Here is a 17804-nt window from a genome sequence, read left to right on the forward strand (position 1 = left end):
CAGGGGTGTGGGTTTGGGCTGTCGGCAACCTCATTCCTGTGGTTGTCTCAAGCCAGGTATACATGCTTGAGACGCTCACTAATCCACCTTATAAGCGGCGGGGATAGTGGCCTCTTTGAACTCCTGGGCAAACGTCCAGAGCTTTTGAGTTGTTGAGGTGATATAAGCGGGGTCGAGGGGTAGGCTTATGCGGGCGATCAGCCGGGTAGTGCCGTCGGCAGCGGTGACAATGTTCACATCACAGACCCGCTCCAGCAACGCGCCCGGCAGCTCCTGATAGGTCAAGGCACTGAACAGGTTGTTTAGGGTGAGGACGCCATGGGCAACGTAGCGCTCTAATGTGTTGATCGCGGCGGGCATGTCGGTAGCTCGGTTGAAATCGACCATGATTTTTGCTAGGAGAAACTAGACCAGTTCTAGGCCGATCGCGCCTAGGGCGGCAAGATGAGCTTTTGGGTAAAAGAAATTAATTATTGAAACTCCTGTAATAGCCACCCTTCAAGGATTGTGGGCATAATTGCAGGTAGTTTATGAGGCTGTTCTTTGATGCTTTTCCTGTTAGCAGGGTTAACTATCAAAAAGACAGAATCTAAAAATTGGCAAAAAACAATCGCCACGGCAAAGCTTCGATCTTCACTGACGCCGATTTAGTTAAGCTGCGTAAACAAATAGAGAATCCAAAGCACCGGCTAATGTTCGACATTGCCCGATGGACTGGGGAGCGCATGGGAGCCGTTCGACAGCTCCAGGTTTCCGACGTTTACGATCTGCATGGCAGGCCCAGGGCGTTTATCACCTTCAGGGCCAGAACTCGAAAGGCTACGCCGGGAGGTGTGCGCAGAACTCGGGAGTGCCCTACACACCCAACCCTGGGAGAGCTCCTGACGGCCTACGAGCCGCCTATTGATGGGCCACTGTTCCCAGGTGAGCTGGGGCCAATGTCGTTCCAGGCCTGCGACAACTTTTTGCGGCGAGCGTTGGAGCGAGCCGGGTTGGATCACAAGGGCTACAGCACCCATAGCTTCAGGCGAACACTGATCACACGGCTCTCTGAAAAGGGGGTCGACCTGAAGACCTTGCAGTCGATCACAGGGCATCAGGATTTAAAGGTTTTGGTGGGGTATGTGGAAGCAAACCCCCGGCGAGCGCAGCGGGCGATCGCGCTTCTATAAAGAGGGGTGCGTTTGTACCCATCTGGCTAGATAGATCCGACAGAATAACGTTAAATTGATAAAGCGTTTTCATTAAGCCCCCACGTATGCCCAAGTCGGACGCTTCCGCTAAGAAAACCGCTGCCTCTCGCCAGGGTCGAGCGTCCACCAACGGCAACCAGCACACCGGGCTGGCCCACCACCACGCCGCCATCGACGACAACGTCATCCGCATTCGGGGGGCCCGCCAGCACAACCTGAAAAACCTGGACCTGGAGATTCCCCGCAACCAGCTGATTGTATTTACCGGAGTGTCGGGGTCGGGCAAGTCGTCGCTGGCCTTTGACACCATTTTTGCCGAGGGCCAACGCCGCTACGTCGAGTCGCTCAGCGCCTACGCCCGCCAGTTTCTGGGTCAGGTCGATAAGCCCGATGTGGATGCGATCGAGGGGCTGAGCCCGGCCATCTCCATTGACCAAAAATCCACCTCCCACAACCCCCGCTCCACCGTGGGCACGGTGACGGAGATTTACGACTACCTGCGCCTGCTCTACGGCCGGGCGGGCGATCCCCACTGTCCGATCTGCGATCGCAGCATTTCCCCCCAATCCATCGACCAGATGATCGATCGGATTATGGAACTGCCCGATCGCACCCGCTTCCAGATTCTCGCCCCGGTGGTGCGGGGCAAGAAGGGCACCCACAAAAAGCTGCTCTCCAGCTTGGCCGCCGAGGGCTTTGTGCGGGTGCGGGTCAACGGCGAAATTCGGGAGCTGACCGACAACATTGAGCTGGATAAGAACTACAGCCACAATGTCGAAGTGGTGGTCGATCGCTTGGTCAAAAAAGAGGGGCTGGAGGATCGCCTGGCGGATTCCCTGCGCACCTGTCTGAAGCGCTCCGAAGGGATCGCGGTGATCGAGATTTTGGCCGATCGGCCCCAGACCGCCGAAGCCCCGGCTCCTGGCAGCAACGTGGTGTCAATCTCAGACCGCCTGCCCCAGGCCGCTGAGGAAGAAGGCAGCTACGGCCTGCCCAAAGAGCTGGTGTTCTCCGAAAACTTCGCCTGCCCCGAGCACGGCGCGGTGATGGAGGAGCTGTCGCCCCGGCTGTTCTCCTTCAACTCGCCCTACGGGGCCTGCCCCCACTGCCACGGCCTGGGCAGCCTGCGGACGTTTTCCGCCGATCTGGTGGTGCCCGACCCGACCCTGCCGGTGTACGCCGCGATCGCCCCCTGGTCAGAAAAAGACAACACCTACTACTTCTCCCTGCTCTACAGCGTCGGCCAGGCTTTTGGCTTTGAGATTCAGAGCCGCTGGGATCAGCTCACCGCCGAGCAGCAGCACATCATTCTCCACGGCAGCGAGGAGAAGATCTATATCGAGTCGGACTCGCGCTATCGCGATCGCAAGGGCTACCACCGCCAGTACGAGGGGGTGCTGCCCATTCTCGATCGCCAGTACAAAGACAGCAGCTCCGAGCTGCACAAGCAAAAGCTGGAAAAGTACCTGATCGACCAGACCTGCGAAGTTTGCCACGGTACCCGACTCAAGCCCGAGTCCAATGCCGTGCGCATCGGCCCCCACTCGATCAGCGACCTCACCAACGTCTCCATTCGCGAGTGCCTGAAGCGCATTCGTAACCTGGTGGGCGAAGAGGAATCGGGCGAAGCCAGCACCGCCCCCAAACTCTCGGCCCGGCAGCTTCAGATCGGTGCCCTGGTGCTGCGCGAGATTCGCGCTCGGCTCCAGTTCATGATGGATGTGGGGCTGGACTACCTCACCCTGCACCGCACCGCCATGACGCTTTCGGGCGGCGAGGCCCAGCGCATTCGCCTGGCCACCCAGATTGGCTCCGGCCTCACGGGCGTGCTCTACGTGCTGGATGAGCCCAGCATTGGCCTGCACCAGCGCGACAACGATCGACTGCTCAACACTCTGCACCGCCTGCGCGACCTGGGCAACACCCTGATCGTGGTGGAGCACGACGAAGACACGATCCGCGCCGCCGATTACTTGGTGGACATCGGCCCAGGGGCGGGCATCCACGGCGGCTCCATTGTGGCCGAGGGCGACCTCAAGGCCCTGATGACGGCCAAGGACTCCCTCACCGGGGCCTACCTGTCCGGGCGGCAGGTGATTCCCACCCCGGCCCAGCGGCGACCGGGCAACGGGCGATCGCTGACCCTCAAAAACGCCCACCGCAACAACCTCAAGCACCTCGATGTCGAGATTCCCCTGGGCGAGCTGGTCTGCATTACCGGCGTCTCCGGCTCGGGTAAATCGACCCTGGTCAACGAGCTGCTCTACCCCGCCCTGCAGCACCACTTTGGCAGCAAAGTGCCCTTCCCCAAGCACCTCGACAAGCTGGAGGGGCTGAAGGCCCTGGACAAGGTGATCGTGATCGACCAGTCGCCGATTGGCCGCACCCCCCGCTCCAACCCCGCCACCTATACCGGTGTATTCGACGTGATCCGCAACCTGTTCACCGAAACCATCGAGGCCAAGGCGCGGGGCTACAAGGCGGGCCAGTTCTCCTTTAACGTCAAGGGCGGGCGCTGCGAGGCCTGCGGCGGCCAGGGCGTCAACGTAATCGAGATGAACTTTTTGCCCGATGTGTACGTGCAGTGCGAGGTGTGCAAGGGGGCGCGCTACAACCGTGACACCCTGCAGGTCACCTACAAAGGCAAAAACATCTCCGACGTGCTGAATATGACCGCCGAAGAGGCCCTGGCCTTTTTCGAGAACATTCCCCAGGCCCAGGCCCGGCTGCAAACCATGGTGGACGTGGGGCTGGGCTACATTCGCCTGGGGCAGACGGCCCCCACCCTCTCCGGCGGCGAGGCCCAGCGGATGAAGCTGGCCTCGGAGCTGGCCCGCCGCTCCACCGGCAAGACCCTTTACTTAATTGACGAACCCACCACCGGCCTGTCGTTCTACGACGTGCACAAGCTGCTGGATGTGGTGCAGCGCCTGGTGGACAAGGGCAACTCGGTGCTGATGATCGAGCACAACCTGGATGTGATTCGCTGCGCTGACTGGATTGTGGATCTGGGGCCGGAGGGGGGCGATCGCGGCGGCGAGCTGATTGCGGTGGGCACCCCCGAGGCGGTGGCCCAGGTGCCCGGCTCCTACACCGGCAAGTACCTGGCCAAGGTGCTAGAGCAGCACCCCGCTGGCAGTACGGCATCGGTTGGCTGATTCACCACGGCTGGTCAATGAGTTTCTACAGCCTGTGATTGAGCCCTAGCCAGCTTGAGTAACCCGTCAATCGACAAGTCCTCATCTAAGGTAGGCCAGTGGATGCCATAACCGGATGCTGCAATGCGGTAGATCTTTCGATCCGCTGCGGATGCCTTTAGTAGCCGTTCTGAGACCTGGGCCAATGGCAAACGGTAGACTTGCTGATCTACACCCAGGGTCATCCAGTCACCCTCAAACGCCAGGCTCTCAACCTCATGCTGCTTAGTCATGATCACCCTCCAAAAGCAGAGTTCCAGGCCTCTACGATGTCATCAAAATGCTGCAAGATAATTTTACGGACTTCTCTAGTATCGCGTGCCGACAGATTGTACGTATAAGCTTCGTGAATCTCGTAAGCATCTACATCTAGCCAGTACTTACAGTCTCGGTCACCCTTTTGAGCATGAATGTGGATAGGTTCATTTCCTTCGTTCGAGTAAAAATGAAGTCGCCAACCTCGCAAGTATAAAACGGTGGGCATATACGCATTTCTAGTCCTGGCTTACCCATCCTACACCTGGATTGGATTGTGGATCTGGGGCCGGAGGGGGGCGATCGCGGCGGCGAGCTGATTGCGGTGGGCACCCCCGAGGCGGTGGCCCAGGTGCCCGGCTCCTACACCGGCAAGTACCTGGCCAAGGTGCTAGAGCAGCACCCGTCCACGGGCCAGACTGTATCTGCTGGGTGAATAGTTCATCAGCGTTCAAGGGCTATGATGTGGCTCCATTGTCCCTACGCTCCGCGTGGGAACGCTTTCAGGGCACTCCTGCACCTGGGTAATCATGACGCTGGAGCGTCTGGGGATACGTCTCGACGCTCCAGCGTCGGGACGATGACCTAAAATGCGACCGTTAGCTCTCCCGCGGCTTGGACAGACAACGCTTTGTTTGACCATAGAAAAGTACTTTGGATGTTTACAGGGACCTCAACCTTCAGATAGGTTCAGAGGCTGTGGCAACCCCATAGGCTACAGAGTGAAGGCAAGTATCCTGAAAATCACCCTACTTTCCGTTCGACCCCCTACGGAGCAATGGTGCTCCCATGTCAAATCGGTTCCCCTCTGCCCAGCTAGACGAGATCTTAATCACTGAGGAGCTGGCCCGCCGTTCGCCCCGCCAGCCCGACCTGCTGGCCGAAAATCAGGCGCTGCGATCGCTCGCCCGCCTACTGGTTCATGATCCTGCTGTGATGCTGCAAAGCCTGGTGGACTTCGCGGTAAAGCTGTGCGATGGCGGCCCTGCCACTGCCGGGGTCAGCCTGGTGGAGACAAATCCTGATGGGGAGGATGTGTTTCGCTGGGCAGCGCTATCCGGTACGCTGGCCCACTACATTGGCGGCTGCACCCCGCGCCACTTCAGCCCCTGTGGCGTCTGTCTGGAACGGGGGACTCCGGTACTGTTTTCCCATCCCGAACGATATTTCACCTATTTTCAGGAGGCTGATACTCCCTTTGTAGAAGGGTTAGTGCTGCCGCTGATGGCTGAAGGACAGGCCCTCGGCACCCTCTGGATTATTGCCCACGACGAACAGCGACGGTTTGATGGCGAAGATGTGCGGCTGATGACGGGGCTGGCAGATTTCACCGCTGCGGCGCTGCTGCGAAACCAGCAGCAAGCTCAGCAGGCTTTAGTGGAGAGTGAGCGCAACTTTCGGGCGATCGCCAACATCGTCCCCGACCTGCTCTGGCACAGCAACCCCGATGGCTCGACCAACTGGTATAGCGATCGCTGGCTGGAATATACCGGCCAGACCTTTGATCAGGCGATCGACTGGGGCTGGACAGAGGCAATTCATCCCGATGACCGGGAGGCCTCGGCCCGGCACTATCGCGAAGCCGTCGCTGAGAACCGCCCACTGCAACAGGAGCACCGCATTCGTCGCCACGATGGTGAATACCGCTGGTTCCTGATCCGGGCGGAACCCCTGCGCGATGGGCAAGGGCGCACCGTTTGCATGTACGGTGCCGCGACCGACATCCACGAACAGCGGGTGGCCCTGCAACGGCTCCGGGAATCCGAAAGGCGGTTGCTGGCTATGGCGGAGAACTTGCCGGGTGGGGCCGCGTTTATTGTGGATCGTGACCTGCGCTACCAGTTGGCGGCAGGGGAAGCCCTGGCCATTGCTGGGTTTGAGCCTGAACAGTTGGTGGGGCGCACGATTTTTGAGGTGCTGCCGCCCGAAATTGCGGCCAGCTATGAGCCGATGTACCGCAGGGCTTTGGCGGGAGAAGCGTTTGAGCATGAGCATCAGTCCCATGACCGCTGGTACATCTCCCGAGGAACGCCCCTGCGGACGACCGAGGGAGACAGTTATGCCGCGCTGGCGGTCTCCTACGACATTACCGAACGCAAACAGGCCGAAGATGCCCTGCGGGAATCAGAAGACAAGTACCGCTCCCTGATTATGTCGATGGATGAGGCCTATGCGGTGGTCGAAGTCCTAACCGACGACAACGGCGAGTGGAGCGACTTTCTGTTTTTGGAAGTCAATCCGGTGTTTGTGGCGCAAACGGGCATAGAATACCCAGTCGGGCGCAGAGCCACAGAATTGCTGGGCACCCCCAACCCGAACTGGGCACAGGTTTATGGGCAGGTCGCCGAAACGGGTGAACCGATCCGATTTGAAGAAGGCGAAGCGACCCTGGGCCGCGTGTTTGACCTGTATGTTTCTCGGATGGGGGGAGAGGGTAGCCGCCGCGTAGCGGTCCTGTTTACGGATATCACCGATCGCAAACAGGCAGAAGAACAGTTGCGCCGAGTCGCTGAGCGGGATGCCTTTCGGCTCAAGCTGTCGGACGCGCTGCGCTCCCTGGCCGACCCGGTTGACATTGAGGAAACCGTCACCCAAACGGCGATGGAGCACTTTGGGGCAGACCGTTGCTACTACTGCGAAATCGAGAACGGCGAAGCCATCATTCGGCGGGATGCCGCCCGTGACGGATTGCCCTCGGTGGCGGGGGTGTATCCCCTTAGCAGCTTTGCCATCCTGCAGGCGGTGATCGAGGCAGGCCAGCCGTTTGTGGTTTGCGATGTGCAGACGACCGACACCGTGGACGACGACCTGCGGCAAATTTGCCTCCAGCTCCAGGTGATTTCCTATATTGACGTGCCTGTGATTAAAGACGGCGAGGCAGTTGGCGTGCTGTGTCTGGTGCAAAGCACCCCCCGCGACTGGACTGAGTTGGAAGTCGAACTGGCGATCGAAACCGCCGATCGCACCTGGGCCGCCGTGGAACGCGCCCGTGCCGGAGCGGCCCTGCGGGAAAGCGAGGAGCGGCTGCGCGCCCTGTTCGAATCCATCGACGAGGGCTTCTCCGAGATGCAGGTCATCCTCGACGAGGAAGGTCATGTCGTCGATTGGCTTCATCTAGCCCTGAACGGCAACTTCAGTCGGGTCACCGGCATCCCCGACATCACCGGGCGCCTCGCGAGCGAGGTTTTTCCAAACCTGGAGGGAGAGTGGTTCAGGCGGATGGACCTGGCATATCGCACCGGCGAGCCGCAGCGTTTCGAAACCGAGTTGGCGGAGCTGGGTCGCTGGTTCGACAACTACATCACCCGCTTGGGCGGCGAAGACGACAACCGTGTGTTCGGGGTCTTCGGGGATATCACCGAGCGCAAAGAGCGCGAGCGGCAGCAAAAATTTCTCCTCAAGTTTACCGACGCGCTGCGCCCTTTGAATGATCCGGGACGAATCTTGAAGGTCGCCGTCCGGTTATTGGGACAACACCTATCGCTAAACCGCGTCGCCTATTACGAGGTCGGCGCTGACGAGAACGCGTTTACGCTCGGCGCCGGGTGGGAAAATGGCATGCCCCCGCTGCCGGAGCGCATGCTCATCACCGATTTCGGAGAAGGGATCCGCGACGAGTATCGCGCCGGGCGCTCGATGGTCGTTCGCGACATAAACCGGGAAGCTCTGGCGGAGAGCAACGTTGAGGCGATACGCGCGATCGAAGTTCGCGCCTGGATGGGCATTCCTTTGGTGAAGGACGGGCGCCTGGTCGCAATTCTCGGCGTGCACTTGGTTTCGCCGCGCGACTGGACGCCGCTCGAAATCACTCTTGTCGAGGACGTCGCCGAGCGCACTTGGGCGGCGGTCGAACGCGCCCGAGCCGAAGCAGCGTTGCGGGAGTCGGAAGCCAAATATCGCACTTTGTTCGACTCGATCGATGAGGGGTTAGCCATTACCGAGATGATCTACGACGACCAGGGCGAGATCGTCGATATCATCTTCCGCCAGGTGAATCGCGCCTATGAACGTCATGGTCACGTTTACAATGTCGTCGGGCGTTCGATCTTCGACGTTATCCCCGGCGTCGAGGATTACTGGCTTAACCTGTACAAGCGGGTTGCGAGGACTGGCGAGTCCGTGCGGGAGGAAAACTATCAACAGGACGTTGACCGCTGGTTCGATGTCTACTTCTCGCGCGTTGACGATAACGGGCGCTTCGTTGCGATCGTCTTCTCCGACATTAGCGATCGCAAGCGCCGTGAGCAGCAGCAAGCGTTTCTATTAACGTTCTCCGATACTTTACGGACGTTGGCTGACGAGAAGGCAATTGAAGAAACCGGCGTGCGGATGCTCGCCGAGTTTTTGCGGCTGGATCGGGCTTACATTTTCGTGTTGTATCCGTCCGAAGATCGTGCCGTGGTGCGAGCGGAGCAACGAAAAGAGAATCTCGCGTCTCTTCTGGGCGAAGTTCGGATGTCTGATTTTCCGGAAACAGTCCGGCAGATCGAAAACCAAACGCTTGTCATCAATGACATCGATAGCGACCCGAGGCTTTCGGATTTAAATCGAACATCGCTTGACGCAGTGAACTTGCAGGCTTTCGTTTGCGCCAGTGTTCGCAAAGGCGAACGAAACGTCATCTGGTCGCTGGCCGCATCAACCACCGTTCCCCGAACTTGGACAAAAGCCGAATTAGAGCTGATTGAAACCGTGGCGGAACGCATGTGGGCTGCTGTAGAAAGAGCAAAAGCCGAAACAGCTTTGCGCGAAGCTGAGCTTCAGCGAGTGCGAGAACAATCTGCCCGTGAACAAGAACACCAACGAGCCGAGGCACTGGCAGAACTCGATCGCGCCAAAACCCAGTTCTTTGGCAACGTCAGCCACGAATTCCGTACTCCGCTAACACTGTTGCTGGGGCCGTTGGAAGATGCCCTGAAGAGCGTGGATGAGTGGATGAGTGGGAGTGTGGATGAAAACCCATCCACCCATCCACCCATCTACCCATCTACCCTCATACCCAATCTACAACTCGCCCACCGCAACGCCCTGCGCCTGCTCAAACTCGTCAACACCCTGCTCGACTTCTCCCGTGTAGAAGCCGGGCGCATTCAAGCCCACTATGAACCCACAGATCTGGCCGCCTACACCGCCGACCTCGCCAGCCTGTTCCGCTCCACCGTCGAAAGCGCCGGATTACAGTTCACCGTTGACTGTCCGCCCCTGCCGCAACCCGTCTCCATCGACCGGGACATGTGGGAGAAAATCGTCCTGAACCTGCTCTCAAACGCCTTTAAGTTCACCTTTGAGGGCGAGATTCGGGTGAGTTTGCGGTGGAGGGTTGGGGGAGATGGGGAAGTTGGGGGAGATGGGGAAGCACCCTCCCTATCCTCCCCACCTTCCCTACCCTCCCTATCCTCCCCACCCTCTCCACCTCATGTTGTTCTCCAAGTCCAAGACACCGGCATCGGCATTCCCCCCGACGAACTGCCCCATATCTTTGAGCGGTTTTACCAGAGTAAGGGCAACCAGGGCCGCAGCTACGAAGGCTCGGGTATTGGCCTGGCGCTGGTGCAGGAGCTAGTGAAACTGCACGGTGGCACGGTTGAGGTGGCCAGCGACCCAGGGCAGGGCACCAGGTTTGCAGTGCTGTTGCCGATGGGCACCGAGCACTTGCCGAGCCATGGGCAAACCCACCCGTCCGACGAGACCGCTGCTCCCACCGTGGCAGCATCCGCCAACACCTTTGTGCAAGAGGCCCAGAGCTGGCAGCAGGATTTTGGATTGCCAAATCCTGCATCGACTCAAGCAGTATCTGAATCAGAACCACAGCCCCAAAATCGCCAATCTAAAATTCTGCTGGTCGAAGACAATGCCGACATGCGGGGCTACCTCCAGCGCCTGCTCGGCCCCGACTACGAGGTTGACACCGCCAACGATGGCTCGGCGGCGTTGGCCACCATCCAGGCGGCCTTAGACCACAACGGCAATGGCGGCCCTGTGTACGATCTCGTACTGACCGACATCATGATGCCGGGGTTTAATGGGTTTGAGCTGTTGCGATCGCTGCGAGACCACCCCGCCACCCGAGAAATCCCGATTATCTTGCTCTCAGCCCGAGCCGGAGAAGAATCGCAGATTGAGGGGTTGGCCGCCGGGGCCGACGACTACCTGGTCAAACCGTTCTCAGCGCGACAGCTGCGGGCGCGAGTCGAGGCAAATTTGAAACTGGCTCGCATGCGGCGGGAAGCGGTGTATCGAGAGCAGGTCATGCAGGAAGTGCAGGCGCTAAACGAAAGCCTGGAGCAGCGCGTGCAGCAGCGCACCGCCCAGCTAGAGGCCACCAATCAAGAGCTGGAGGCGTTTTCGTCCATGGTGTCCCACGATTTGCAAATGCCGCTGCGCTATATCAGCAGCTTTGTAGAGCGGCTGAACACCCGGTTAAATACAGATCAGCTTGACGCCAGTAGCCAGCAGTATCTCAGCATTATTGAACAGGCGGCGGCGCAGGCTCAGGCGATGATCGACGACCTGCTGGAGTTTTCGCGCATGGGTAAAACGCCCCTGCGCCTGACCCAGATGTCGATGGATCACCTGGTGCAGGAGGTGCGATCGCAGCTCGCCTCCGACATCGGCGATCGCGATATTCAGTGGCACATCGACCCCCTACCCAGGGTTCAGGGCGATCCCCAGATGCTGCGTCTGGTGCTGCAAAATCTGTTGTCCAATGCGGTGAAATATACCCAGACCTGCACCCCGGCCCGCATTGCCCTCAGCAGCACAGCAAACGACCACGAAACGGTGTTCTGCGTGCAGGACAACGGAGCCGGGTTCGACAGGAAATACCAGGATCGACTGTTTAATCTGTTTCAACGTCTGCATCCCCAGGAGCAGTTTGCGGGTACCGGGGTTGGACTGGCCAATGTGCGGCGCATCATCCATCGCCACGGCGGGCGCGTTTGGGCCGAAGGTGAAGTGGACCAGGGGGCCAGGTTTTACTTCTCTCTACCCCGGCCGGAGGCATCCCCATGAACCCGCTTCGCTTTCTCCTGCTAGAAGACAATCCCCTCGATGCGGAAGTGGTAAAAATTACGCTGCTGGAGGGCGGCATCGACTGTGATGTCACCGTCGTAGACACTCAACCTCAGTTTGAGGCCGCCCTGGCCGCAGACCCCTTTGACCTGATTTTGGCCGATTTCGCCCTGGCCGGATTTGACGGTCTGACGGCGCTCACCATCGCCCAGCAAAAGTGGCCGGATGTGCCCTTCATTCTTGTCTCGGGCAGCCTGGGCGAAGAGCTGGCGATCGAGTCGCTCAAAAGGGGTGCCACCGACTATGTGCTCAAGCAGCGGCTGGAGCGGCTGATGCCCTGCCTGGAGCGGGCGCTGCGGGAAGCCCAGGAACGCCGCGAACGACAAGCCGCGCAACGCGAACGTCAGATCGCCGCAGCCGCCCTCCAGGAAAGTGAAGATCGGCTGCGGTTGGCGATCGCGGCGGCCCACCTCGGCACCTGGGACTGGGATCTGACCACCAACCGCCTCACCTGGGATGCGGGCTGCAAGGCCACGTTTGGCCTCCCCCCCGACGCCGAAACCAGCATTGACGTGTTTTTTGCGGGCCTGCATCCCGACGATCGCGATCGCCTCCAGCAGCTCGTCACCGCCTCGCTAGATCCGGTCAACGGTGGCAATTACGACACCGAATTTCGCACCATTGGCATCCAAGACCAGGTGGAGCGCTGGCTCAAAGCCAAGGGACAGGTTTACTTTGATCCATCAGGTACGCCCTTCCGTTTCATCGGCACCGTTTTGGATATCACAGCCCAAAAACGGGCCGAAGCCATTATCGCTGCCGACCTGCGCGATACCCAACTGCTACAAGACCTGAGCCTCCGCCTCACCTCAGAAGAGAATGTCCAGGTGCTCTACGACGAAACTGTCGCGGCGGCGGTTGCCCTCATGCAGGCTGATGCTGGGACCATTCAAATTTTGGAGCAAGACACTCAAGCCGTAGTCTTGCTGGCCAGCCAGGGCTTAGCTCAGGAGACAGTCGACTATTTCTATCGTCTCGACGCCACTTCCCACACGGCCTGTGGCATTGCGCTAGCCACTGGAGAACGGGCCATCATTGACTACGATGTACCCATCCATGAAGACCCCGATGGATCGCTGCAAAGGCTCGTCGAAGCAGGATTTCTATGCGGACAATCAACCCCCCTCATTTCTCGTTGGGGTCGAGCGATCGGTATCGTCTCCACCCACTGGCGTGACCACCATTGCCCCAGAGATCGCGAACTGCGGCTTCTCGATTTGCTCGCCCGCCAGGTCGCCGATCTAATCGAACAGCGGCAGGCCGCAATTGAACGCAATCAGCTGCTTGAACGCGAACAGGCCGCCCGAGCCGAGGCCGAGGGGGCCAACCGCGTCAAAGACGAGTTCCTGGCCATCCTCTCCCACGAGTTGAGGTCTCCCCTCAACCCCATTCTGGGTTGGTCAAAACTGCTCCAGGGCAAAACGCTGGATGCGGCTAAAACCCAGCAGGGCCTGTCAACCATTGAGCGCAACGCCAGGCTCCAGACTCAGCTAATCGACGACCTGCTAGATGTGGCCCGCATCCTGCGGGGCAAACTCACCATCGAAGCCACCACCGTCAATCTGGCGACCATGATTGAGGCGGCCCTAGAAGTCGTCCGCTACAGTGCCGAAGCCAAGCAAATCTCGCTTCAGTTCGACCGGGTTCAAAGCTGTGAGGTCAGAGGCGATGAGGGGCGACTGCAGCAGGTGGTGTGGAACCTGTTGTCAAACGCAATTAAGTTCACGCCCGCCGGCGGACAGGTCTGCGTGCGGCTGGCCACCCTGGACAACCAGGCCCAGATCACCGTCACCGACACCGGCAAAGGCATTCGGCGCGACTTTATACCGCACTTGTTTCAAGCCTTTCGCCAGGAAGATATCTCCATCACCCGCCAGTACGGCGGCCTGGGGCTGGGCCTCTCCATCGTGAAGTATCTGGTGGATGCCCACGGTGGCACCATTGTGGCCGATAGCCCAGGCGATGGGCTGGGGGCCACCTTTACCGTCCAGATTCCCCTAGGGCTCGATCAGTCCCCCCGGTCAGCAATCGCTCCCGCGGCTTCAGATCCGCTGGATGTAACGGGTGTTAAAGTGCTGGCCGTGGACGACAGCCGCGATGCCCTCGAATTGCTGGCGATCGTTCTGGGTCAGTACGGCGCAGAGGTCGCCGTTGCGGCCTCTGGCTCCGAGGCCCTGGACAGTCTGCCAACCTTTCAGCCCGACGTGCTGATCTGCGACATCGGCATGCCCACCATGAACGGCTACGAGCTGATCCAGCGCGTTCGGTCGCTGCCCGATGAGCAGGGTAGAAACGTCCCGGCGATCGCCGTTACCGCCTTTGCCCGCCAGGAAGACCGCCAGCGCGCCCTGGACCACGGCTTTCAGCACCACATTCCCAAGCCCATCGAGCCTGAGCGGGTGGTGCGCGCGATCGCCCAGCTGGCCGCCGGTGACGCCGCCGATCCGAGCTAGGTGGACAGCCGAGACCGCTACCCCACCAGGCTGGCCAAATCGAGCTGTACTCGGGTATCTACCAGCACTGTCTCACTTACCGGCAGCCGATCGCCCGTCATCCACACCGCCTCGGGCTGAAACCGATAGATCCGCCGGGGGGAGGGGCCCAGGTAGTCGGCGGGCGATCGATGCTGCTCCAGGGGCGATCGCCGATCGAACAGCGGCACAATCTGCGCCACCGCCTCGGGCTCCACCGCTGCCGCCCGGCCCACCAGATACAGCCCCTGCCCCTTGCCCACCGCGCGATCGGTGCTGTAGACCGCGATCGCGGCCCGCCCCCCACTGGCAGCGAGATCCTGGGAATGCCGAGCGGCGATCGCCGACGACCAGTACAGGTTCCAGTCGGCATCGTAGACAAAGAAGAGGGGAGCGGCCCAGGGCAACCCCGCCGGGGAACTGGTCGCCAAAGTGGCGTAGAGCGTGCTGGCCAAAATCTGCCGTGCCCTGGCCAGCAGCGCCGGATTCTGGCCATCGGCGGTATTGACCCACCCATTCTCCTCAGTGGCCATAGACATAGTGGCGACCTCAACCCAAATTCAATCAGCAGCCTGACGCATAGCCGCTAAAAAAGTTTCATTTAGTCATAAAGCTTATGTAAACAGACCCTGGATGCCTTGGTGGTCGCCGCTGAGGTGAACGACATTGGGATTGAGGCTGCTAATCCAGGCCTTGCGCCAGGAAGCGTTGAGGATGAGGCGCTAAAGCGCCCGCCGAGTTCTGAAAATCCTGAGTTCCGAATGTCGTCAGTTGTCACCGATGAAACCACTCCTCATCTCAGTCTTTGTGTTGCCAGGGGGAATGCTGACCCTCTCCGGCCTTGGCCTGTCGCTGCTAATGTTTCCCCAGCCTCTCCAGCAGCGAGGTCTAAACCTTGAGCACCAGCGCGGAGACCAGTTCCCCCAGCAGCTGGTAAAAAATCCCCGCGACGAGTTCCCCGAGCAGCGCCGGGGCGGCGGCAGCCATTTCCTAGACTTCTACTCCACCGATCTCTACAGGGTGTAATGTTGGGACGGGCGTAGCAAGGCTTGAAAGGCGTTGCTGAATAAAGGTATGAATCAAAAATTTAGCGACTCTCGTAGGGGCAAACGGCCGTTTGCCCCTACCCAAATTTATGCTTTAATCCAGCAACGCCAGATTAAACAAATCTTTCCAGTCAGCGGGAATCCACCCTGAGCAGTTTCAGGTGGATTCCCAAATTGCGGGGAAGACGGCCGCTGGTGGGTGGTTTCGCGCATCACCTGGGCCAATGATTCCCCTGGGCAGTTGCGGGCAGCTCCTTCTAGCTAAAACCCGGCATCGGAGTCAGTCCAGGTGGCGCAGGGGCTGACGCTACAGCTGGCCATCACCACCTCGATCAAAAAATTCCCACTGTAGGGAGCCACCACCCTGGGTACAGCATCCAGCAGTGTATCTGAGGCCACCAGCGCCCCCGAGGCCGCGTCGTAGAGAAAGATATCGAGATCGTCGCAGTCGCTGTCGCAGCTGGCAAACACCGCTTCATCCGCCAGCAGGTAGCCGTCGTAGGTTACGGTTTCCCCCTGGTTCAGCCAGTCTGCGCGGGACTGCGCCTGGGCCACTGTGGCCGTGGTGGCGATCGCGATCGCGCCCAGCGTCACCGTCGCCGTCATCGTTACTCCAAACTTAGCCATACTCGTGCTCCAAAATTGGTAAACATTAGCCCAGAACCAGCCCAGCCCTTGTTTGGGGACCGGCGAGCCTCCGCCCTAGACTGCCCCTGGCCGTAGTCAATACAACACCAGTTCTGGCCACCGCTACGGAGGCTTTACCAAATGATTAAGGAAGCTGCACGAGTTCCCAGTCGCGCACCCGGCCCAGGGAGATCGCCTCCACCGGTAACACCTCCAGGTCGGGGACAGCGATCCAGACGTAGCTGCCCGGCGGCAGAGTTTGCCAATCGCCGGTAGCGCGGCCAGTCTGGGGGGTATAGAAGGTGATCAACACCGTATCTTCAATGCCGAGGCTAACGCTGCGGTCCAGAATGTGAACCGGGTTATCGGCCACCACCGCCTGGAGCGGGGGTGTACTCAGGGCCAGCTTGACATCGGGGTTGTAGTTGCCCCACAGGCCCGTAACGTAGAGCAGCGCGATCGCCGCCCAGGGCCCCAGCAGCCAGCCCCCCTGCCAGAGGGGGGCCGTCTCCGTCCGCTGCAACCAGGAGCGATAGCGCCAGTAAACCCCCAGCGGCACCAGCCAGCCCAACCCCGCCGCGATCGCCACCAGGGCGTAGCGCCACAGCCCCTCCACCGCAATCCACTGCGGTCCCAGCAGCGCCACCACCCCCGCCACCACCATCACCACCCCCAGGCCCGCCAGGGTAACGCTCAGCCCCGCCACCAGCCGCCGCCGCTGGCCCCGGCGGTAAAACGACGCCAGGGTGGTCAGGGTGAGGGCCGCCAGCAGCGCCAAGAAGGGCAACAGCTGCAGGGGGTAGTACCAGGTGCGGGTGCGGAACAGCGTCAGCAGCGTAAACAGCACCAGCGGATAGCCCAGCCATAGCGCCTTGCGCCGGTAGGGCGACTGCCACCCCAGCCACAGCCCTGGCACCGCCAGCAGCGGCCAGGGGAAAGCGTTGAGCGGAATATTCCAGAAATAGTAGAGGGGACCGGCGTTGTGAAAGTCTTCCTGGGCCAGGTTGAGCAGCAGGCCAAAGGTGCGCTCGATGGGCAGCATGCCGAAGCGCTGCACGCTGAGGGCCAGCCAGGCGATCGCCGGTACCATCCCCAGTATCAAACCCAGATAGATCCCGGGGTTCAGCAGGTGGCGGTGGCGGCGGTGCTCCAGCACCAGGTACGGCCCCAGGGCCATCACCACCGGAATCACCATAATGCTCTTGAGCATAAAGCCCAGCCCCACCGTGCAGCCCGCCAAAAAGCCCCAGCCCCGCCGCTGGGGCCGGGTTTCGGCCTGTAGCAGGGCCCAGATGCCCAGCAGCTCCAGCGCCGTCAGGGGCACATCCTGAATCGCCAGCTGCGCGGCCTGCATCCAGATCGGGGTGGCCGCCAGAATGGCCGCTCCCCACAGGGCAATGGACGGCGTCAGGCAGTGCAGACCGATGGTGTAGGTGAGCATCACCGCCCCCCAGCATGCGATCGCCCCCGGCAGCCGCGCCGCCCACTCACTGACCCCAAACAGCTTGTAGGAGGCGGCAATCAGCCACTGAATGCCCATCATGCGATCGTGCACCGGAGCCCCCCACCACTGCTGGGTCACCCAGTCGCCGGTTTCCACAATCCAGCGGGCCTGCTGGGCGTACCAGCCCTCGTCGTGGGGCATCAGGCTCTGCACCGGGCTGCGCAACAGCAGCAGTATTCCCACCCACAGGCTCAGCCCAAGGTAGGGCGCGAGGGACGATTTGCCAGAGCTGAGTCGCTGGGGGGAGGCGCTGAAGGACAGAGGCATGGAAGATCTGAGGTCTGACTAAGGGAAAAAGGCTGGGGATTGGCGGGCCAGAGGTCACTGGGGGGCCGTGTCCACCCTACTATAGACGGAGCCGTTGGGAGCATTGCAGCACCGCCGCCCTGGGCCATCCCCTTTGCCCCAGCGAAATGAGAGCCTATGATGGTGCCCAGATT

Annotated in this window: 12 protein-coding genes; 6 read left to right on the forward strand and 6 right to left on the reverse strand. The window is 60.4% G+C overall.

Annotated elements, in window-relative coordinates; translation table 11 throughout:
- Positions 1–78: 78 nt before the first annotated feature.
- A complete protein-coding gene (locus tag NF78_RS00080) occupies positions 79–387 on the reverse strand; it encodes a hypothetical protein (RefSeq protein ID WP_052049458.1) in 309 nt (102 codons plus the stop codon).
- Between the two features lie 209 nt (positions 388–596).
- On the opposite strand from NF78_RS00080, the gene NF78_RS33295 reads away from it, so the two are divergent.
- Both NF78_RS33295 and uvrA read left to right on the forward strand, forming a co-directional pair.
- Positions 597–1172 carry a tyrosine-type recombinase/integrase gene (locus tag NF78_RS33295; protein WP_035984218.1) on the forward strand — a complete coding sequence of 192 codons (576 nt, stop codon included), beginning with the start codon at positions 597–599 and terminating at the stop codon, positions 1170–1172.
- Between the two features lie 86 nt (positions 1173–1258).
- The gene (gene uvrA, locus NF78_RS00090) at positions 1259–4351 is read left to right on the forward strand and encodes an excinuclease ABC subunit UvrA (RefSeq protein WP_035984221.1); all 3093 of its coding nucleotides are present in this window, start codon (positions 1259–1261) and stop codon (positions 4349–4351) included.
- Between the two features lie 14 nt (positions 4352–4365).
- Here the strand turns inward: uvrA and NF78_RS00095 are convergent, their stop codons facing one another.
- Both NF78_RS00095 and NF78_RS33300 read right to left on the reverse strand, forming a co-directional pair.
- The gene (locus NF78_RS00095; RefSeq protein ID WP_035984222.1) at positions 4366–4623 is read right to left on the reverse strand and encodes a DUF2442 domain-containing protein; all 258 of its coding nucleotides are present in this window, start codon (positions 4621–4623) and stop codon (positions 4366–4368) included.
- Between the two features lie 2 nt (positions 4624–4625).
- Positions 4626–4874, reverse strand: a complete 249-nt coding sequence (locus NF78_RS33300; protein ID WP_072015925.1) for a DUF4160 domain-containing protein — start codon at positions 4872–4874, stop codon at positions 4626–4628.
- A 48-nt stretch (positions 4875–4922) separates the two neighbouring features.
- On the opposite strand from NF78_RS33300, the gene NF78_RS30600 reads away from it, so the two are divergent.
- From NF78_RS30600 to NF78_RS00110, 3 genes are all read left to right on the forward strand, one after another.
- A complete protein-coding gene (locus tag NF78_RS30600; RefSeq protein WP_156119571.1) occupies positions 4923–5081 on the forward strand; it encodes a hypothetical protein in 159 nt (52 codons plus the stop codon).
- A gap of 353 nt (positions 5082–5434) precedes the next feature.
- Positions 5435–11656, forward strand: a complete 6222-nt coding sequence (locus NF78_RS30605; protein ID WP_052049460.1) for an ATP-binding protein — start codon at positions 5435–5437, stop codon at positions 11654–11656.
- The gene (locus NF78_RS00110) at positions 11653–14169 is read left to right on the forward strand and encodes a hybrid sensor histidine kinase/response regulator (RefSeq protein WP_035984223.1); all 2517 of its coding nucleotides are present in this window, start codon (positions 11653–11655) and stop codon (positions 14167–14169) included. Before NF78_RS30605 ends, NF78_RS00110 begins: the two co-directional genes overlap by 4 nt.
- Before the next feature lie 17 nt (positions 14170–14186).
- Here NF78_RS00110 and NF78_RS00115 read toward each other — a convergent pair whose 3' ends face one another.
- Positions 14187–14726, reverse strand: coding sequence for a pyridoxamine 5'-phosphate oxidase family protein (locus NF78_RS00115; protein WP_035984224.1), 540 nt, complete (start codon positions 14724–14726; stop codon positions 14187–14189).
- A gap of 241 nt (positions 14727–14967) precedes the next feature.
- Here NF78_RS00115 and NF78_RS00120 point away from each other — a divergent pair, with 241 nt between their 5' ends.
- On the forward strand, positions 14968–15213 hold the full coding sequence (locus tag NF78_RS00120; RefSeq protein ID WP_156119572.1) for a hypothetical protein: 246 nt from the start codon (positions 14968–14970) through the stop codon (positions 15211–15213).
- 281 nt (positions 15214–15494) lie between these two features.
- Here NF78_RS00120 and NF78_RS00125 read toward each other — a convergent pair whose 3' ends face one another.
- Positions 15495–15860: a hypothetical protein gene (locus tag NF78_RS00125; protein ID WP_035984227.1), complete on the reverse strand. Its 366-nt coding sequence runs from the start codon at positions 15858–15860 to the stop codon at positions 15495–15497.
- 145 nt (positions 15861–16005) lie between these two features.
- A complete protein-coding gene (locus NF78_RS00130; protein ID WP_052049462.1) occupies positions 16006–17631 on the reverse strand; it encodes an ArnT family glycosyltransferase in 1626 nt (541 codons plus the stop codon).
- Positions 17632–17804 lie beyond the last annotated feature (173 nt).

This window comes from Leptolyngbya sp. KIOST-1, assembly GCF_000763385.1.
Taxonomy (GTDB): domain Bacteria; phylum Cyanobacteriota; class Cyanobacteriia; order Phormidesmidales; family Phormidesmidaceae; genus Nodosilinea.

Bases quoted from the DNA above. Each gene is read 5' to 3' on its own strand.
- NF78_RS00130 (WP_052049462.1), bottom strand. From the start codon at position 17,631: ATGCCTCTGTCCTTCAGCGCCTCCCCCCAGCGACTCAGCTCTGGCAAA.
- NF78_RS30605 (WP_052049460.1), top strand. From the start codon at position 5,435: ATGTCAAATCGGTTCCCCTCTGCCCAGCTAGACGAGATCTTAATCACT.
- NF78_RS33300 (WP_072015925.1), bottom strand. From the start codon at position 4,874: ATGCCCACCGTTTTATACTTGCGAGGTTGGCGACTTCATTTTTACTCG.
- NF78_RS00095 (WP_035984222.1), bottom strand. From the start codon at position 4,623: ATGACTAAGCAGCATGAGGTTGAGAGCCTGGCGTTTGAGGGTGACTGG.
- NF78_RS00115 (WP_035984224.1), bottom strand. From the start codon at position 14,726: ATGTCTATGGCCACTGAGGAGAATGGGTGGGTCAATACCGCCGATGGC.
- NF78_RS00125 (WP_035984227.1), bottom strand. From the start codon at position 15,860: ATGGCTAAGTTTGGAGTAACGATGACGGCGACGGTGACGCTGGGCGCG.
- NF78_RS00120 (WP_156119572.1), top strand. From the start codon at position 14,968: ATGAAACCACTCCTCATCTCAGTCTTTGTGTTGCCAGGGGGAATGCTG.
- NF78_RS00080 (WP_052049458.1), bottom strand. From the start codon at position 387: ATGGTCGATTTCAACCGAGCTACCGACATGCCCGCCGCGATCAACACA.
- uvrA (WP_035984221.1), top strand. From the start codon at position 1,259: ATGCCCAAGTCGGACGCTTCCGCTAAGAAAACCGCTGCCTCTCGCCAG.
- NF78_RS00110 (WP_035984223.1), top strand. From the start codon at position 11,653: ATGAACCCGCTTCGCTTTCTCCTGCTAGAAGACAATCCCCTCGATGCG.